Genomic DNA, 4,042 nt, shown 5'->3' with positions numbered 1-4,042 from the left:
AGCGACATGAGTGACAAGGAATTGCACCGAGGCGACAAGGTCGAGTGGAAGAGCCACGGCACCACCGTCCGGGGCACGGTCGAGGGAAAAATCACCTCCGACACCGAGGCCGCCGGACGCGTCGTGCGGGCGTCCGACGACGAACCTCAGTACAAGGTACGCAGCGACAAGACGGGCGCGGACGCGGTGCACAAGCCGGGCGCGCTGCGCCCCGCGGACTGACCCGCGACGAGCGTGTGGATGAGCGATGGCAACCGATGACGAGAAAGCCACCTGGGACCGCTTCCGGGAGACGGTCAACATGACCGCCGGCGAATTGGAGAAGTGGCTCGCGACCGACGAGTCGCGGGGTGTGGGACAGAAGCGCGGCGGTGACGAATCGACCGGTCATGCCAGCGGTCGCCGCATCGTCGACATTCTCCGGGCCAACCGGGGCGACCTGAGCGCCGACGACTACGCGCACATGCGCAAGGTGGTCGGTTACGCCAGACGCCACCTCGCGCAACGGCCCCGGGGCAACGTCGACGAGACCGCTTGGCGCTACTCGCTGATGAACTGGGGCCACGACCCGACGAAGTCCTGATCAGCCAGCATGTGCCCGCCCGACCTCCGATTCCCCGACCAAACGGAAGCGAATACGAGACACTTACCGGGGCTAGCGGGCCGCGCGCGGCGGCCGCCGATACGCTGGTCGGCGAATCTTGCAGAAGGACACAGGTAAGTGACCAAGCGCGGCGCCACCGATCGGCGATTGGACCGAGCCGAACTCGAGAAGTTGATGTCGGCCGACATGCGCGCACTCACAGCGCAATCGGACCGCATCGGCCGGCACTTCGCGCGTCAAAACGAGGTCGGCGGCACCGACTTGCACGCCCTGCTGCACATCATGGTCGCCGAAACGGCCGGAACGCCGTTGACGCCGGCACAGTTGCGGCAACGGCTGGACGTCTCCCCCGCCGCGATCACCTACCTGGTCGACCGGATGATCGACTCCGGTCACCTCCGGCGCGAGCCCGATCCCGACGACCGGCGCAAAACGCTGCTCCGCTACGAAGAATCCGGCATGGCGTTGGCCCGCTCGTTCTTCACCCCGCTCGGTGCGGAACTGCAAGCGGCCCTCGCCGGCGTGCCCGATCGCGATCTGATGGCCGCGCACCGGGTGTTCCTGGCGATGATGGAGGCGATGTCCACCTTCGAATCGCGCCTGGACGCCACGACCCGCAAAGCGCCGGAGGCCAACGGGAAACGCGCGCCCGCCAAGGGCCGGCGCCGAGCGGTGAGCAAGGCCGGCGACCGCCCGGCCTCCTAGCGCACCGGCCGCCGGGTCGCGGAGCCGAGCACCCGCTGCTCGATCAGGTCCGCCCCGCGCCGCACACCTCCGGTCGCGGCGAACCCGGCAGCCACCCGACGCGCCCCGTCGGCCATCGTCATCGCCGCGCGCACCTTCGCCCTCAGCCGCGCCGGGGTGAGGTGTTTGGCCGCCAGCCGGGTGCCGCAGCGGGCCACCTCGACGCGCCGGGCGACCTCGGCCTGGTCCCGGGCGAACGGCACGACACACACGGGCACGCCGCGGTCGAGGGCTTTGAGCGTCGTGCCCATCCCCCCGTGCGTGACGGCGCAGGTGGCTCGTTCGAGTACGGCGGCGTGGGGGACGAAGCGACGAATGGTCGCGTTGGCCGGCCGCGGGAGATCGGGCGGCACGCCCGCCGGGAACGTCGCCACCACGTGGACGGGCTCGTCCGCCAGCGCCCGCAACGCGATCCGCCCCAGGGCGGCGTCGGGTTGCCTGATCGAGGAGGTGTTCAGCAGCACCACGGGCCGGTTGATCGCGGCGAGCCACTCCGGCGTGGCCGTCTGCGCGGGTTCGAATACGCACGCGCCGATGTGGTGAACCAGACCGGCCCAGTCGGGGTGCCGATATTCGAAGGGCTCACCGCCGACGGCCAGCAGCAGCGGCGCGCGCCGCATGAAGTCGTCGACCGAACCGACCGGCGCCACCCCGAGGTCGGCGCGAATGGCGTTGATCCGCGGCAACATTGGCCGGTCGAAGAGATACCGGACGATCGGTCGGACCGAGGCGTCGCGGGCCTCACCGACGATGCCCGGCAGCGGACGCATCCCCGGGCCGAAGGGCGGCACCCCGCGGGACCGCAGGTACGGCGTGAACGGTGAGAACACCAGCCAGGGCGTATCCCCGGCGTCCGCGGCCGACATGGCCCCCCAGCAGTTGGCGTCCACGATGATCGCGTCCGGCCGGACGGCATCCACGGCGCGGCGCAAATCCCGGACCTCGAGCACCGCTCGCCGGCACAACACGTCGATCGTCGACTTCAGCACTCCCAGTGCGTTTCTGGCTCGCCAATCCTCGCCGACGATCGCCTCGATGTCGGGGGCGACCGGTTCGGCGTGCACGCCGACCGCGCGCATCGTCGCGACCCCGTCCGCCATGGTGCGGGCGTGAACCTCGTGACCGCGACCGGCCAGCTCGGCCAGCAGCGCCCCGGCCGGCAACAGGTGCCCCAGGGCCGGCGACCCGTAGGCCAGTATCACCGCCATGGCGCACGCACCTATGTGACGGGCGTCAGTTCGACGGCGCGCAGCCCCGCGAGGTTCGTGACACCGCAGCCGTGCAGGCAAACCCGTAGTTCGTCGATGAACGGCTGCAGCCAATCGACCACGGCCGCGGCGGATTCGATCGCGGCGGGCAGCAGCGGGCGAGCCACCGCCACGACGTCGGCGCCCAGCGCGATCGCCTTGGCCGCATCCATGCCGGTGCGGATACCGCCGGAAGCCACCAGCGGAATGCCGGGCAGCACCTCGCGCACCTCCACGATCGCCCTCGCGGTCGGGATGCCCCAGTCAGCCAGGTGCGGGTACCGCAACTCGCCGTAGCGGACGAACTGCTCGACCCGCGACCACGAGGTCCCGCCCGCACCCGCGACGTCGATTCCGGAAACCGGCAATTCCCCCTCCGCGCCGACCAGTTCGGCGGCCGCGGCGCCGCCGATCCCGTGACCGACCTCCTTGAGCAGCACCGGACATTCGATCGCGTCGGCCACCTCCCTCAGCCTGCCCAGCGACCCGGAGAAGTCGGTGTCCCCGTTGCGCTGGATAGCCTCCTGCAACGGATTGGTGTGCACCGCAAGGGCATCGGCGCCCACCCGGTCGAGCGCCTTGGCAAGATCGGGCACGGCGGCCCGGGTGAGCTGGGCCAGCCCGATGTTACCGAACAACAACACATCCGGGGCGACGTCTCGAACCGTGAAGCTCGCCGCCGCCTGCTCCCCCAGCGCGCTGTCCAGCATGATGCGCTGCGAGCCGAGCATCATCCCGACGCCGAGTTCCTGAGCGGCCGCGGCCAGGTTCTTGTTGATCGTGCCCGACAACTGCGCACCGCCGGTCATCGCGCCGATCAGCACCGGCGATCGGAGGCGGACACCGAAGAATTGGGTGGACAGGTCGATGTCGCCGAGGCTGGTCTGGGTGAGGGCGTTGTAGGGCAATTGGTAGCGGTCCAGCCCGGTGCTGAGATGCTCGTAGTTGACCTGTTCGCCCAGGCAGACGTCAATGTGTCGCCGCTTGCGGGTGGTCATGGGGCCGCCGTCGACCGGCACGGCAGTCACCCCCGGCGCAACGGAACCCCGGCCCCGCAGATCCATAATGTCCATAGTGCCCCTTGTTGCGTACCGTCGGCGCTCAATGCGTGAGGATGCGTAATTTCAGTTGATTAATGTTTAACATACTGAAAGACTTCTATTCGTGGTGTGGGATCGCGTGGCCGCAGCCCTGACGGGGCGGTGGTCGTGGCTGCTCGCCCTCGGCGCCATCCTGCTCGGCGCCGGTTTCATGGCGGCCGTCGGCGCCAACGGGGCGGCGGGACAGGCGCCGCTCTCGGTCCCGACCGGCTCGGATTCGGCCCGGGTCGACGCCATGGCCCGGCAGTTCCCCGGCGGGGACCGCGTTCCCCTGATCCTCGTCGTGAGCCGCGCCGACGGCGCCGCGCTGAGCCCCGCCGACGTGTCCGCCGCCCAAGCGGCCCGCG

General features: G+C 70.1%; 5 protein-coding genes and 1 pseudogene. 4 read left to right on the top strand and 2 right to left on the bottom strand.

Annotated features, from left to right (window positions below):
• Positions 1-6: 6 nt before the first annotated feature.
• The 3 genes from HMPREF0591_RS23880 (at position 7) to HMPREF0591_RS23870 (ending at position 1,309) form a co-directional block, all read left to right on the top strand.
• Positions 7-222 (top strand): hypervirulence associated TUDOR domain-containing protein, encoded by a 216-nt coding sequence (locus tag HMPREF0591_RS23880; protein WP_040623943.1) that lies wholly within the window; start codon positions 7-9, stop codon positions 220-222.
• A 25-nt stretch (positions 223-247) separates the two neighbouring features.
• A complete protein-coding gene (locus tag HMPREF0591_RS23875) occupies positions 248-583 on the top strand; it encodes a DUF3140 domain-containing protein (RefSeq protein ID WP_007171267.1) in 336 nt (111 codons plus the stop codon).
• A 138-nt stretch (positions 584-721) separates the two neighbouring features.
• On the top strand, positions 722-1,309 hold the full coding sequence (locus HMPREF0591_RS23870) for a MarR family winged helix-turn-helix transcriptional regulator (protein ID WP_007171266.1): 588 nt from the start codon (positions 722-724) through the stop codon (positions 1,307-1,309).
• Here the strand turns inward: HMPREF0591_RS23870 and HMPREF0591_RS23865 are convergent.
• Together HMPREF0591_RS23865 and fni are read right to left on the bottom strand one after the other, a co-directional pair.
• Positions 1,306-2,556, bottom strand: coding sequence for a glycosyltransferase (locus HMPREF0591_RS23865; RefSeq protein WP_007171265.1), 1,251 nt, complete (start codon positions 2,554-2,556; stop codon positions 1,306-1,308). The genes HMPREF0591_RS23870 and HMPREF0591_RS23865 overlap by 4 nt on opposite strands.
• Before the next feature lie 11 nt (positions 2,557-2,567).
• Positions 2,568-3,593: a type 2 isopentenyl-diphosphate Delta-isomerase gene (gene fni, locus HMPREF0591_RS23860; RefSeq protein ID WP_040623818.1), complete on the bottom strand. Its 1,026-nt coding sequence runs from the start codon at positions 3,591-3,593 to the stop codon at positions 2,568-2,570.
• Between the two features lie 166 nt (positions 3,594-3,759).
• Between fni and HMPREF0591_RS33250 the strand changes: the two are divergent.
• A pseudogene (locus HMPREF0591_RS33250) lies at positions 3,760-4,042 on the top strand (MMPL family transporter); the annotation flags it as partial.

The organism is Mycobacterium parascrofulaceum ATCC BAA-614 (assembly GCF_000164135.1).
In the GTDB taxonomy this organism is placed as follows: domain Bacteria; phylum Actinomycetota; class Actinomycetes; order Mycobacteriales; family Mycobacteriaceae; genus Mycobacterium; species Mycobacterium parascrofulaceum.
The sequence above is the reverse complement of the archived record's forward strand: the minus strand, read 5'-3'. Positions and strand labels throughout refer to the sequence as shown.

Coding starts and splice junctions, on each gene's coding strand:
- HMPREF0591_RS23875 (WP_007171267.1), top strand. CDS start 248: ATGGCAACCGATGACGAGAAAGCCACCTGGGACCGCTTCCGGGAGACG.
- fni (WP_040623818.1), bottom strand. CDS start 3,593: ATGACCACCCGCAAGCGGCGACACATTGACGTCTGCCTGGGCGAACAG.
- HMPREF0591_RS23865 (WP_007171265.1), bottom strand. CDS start 2,556: ATGGCGGTGATACTGGCCTACGGGTCGCCGGCCCTGGGGCACCTGTTG.
- HMPREF0591_RS23880 (WP_040623943.1), top strand. CDS start 7: ATGAGTGACAAGGAATTGCACCGAGGCGACAAGGTCGAGTGGAAGAGC.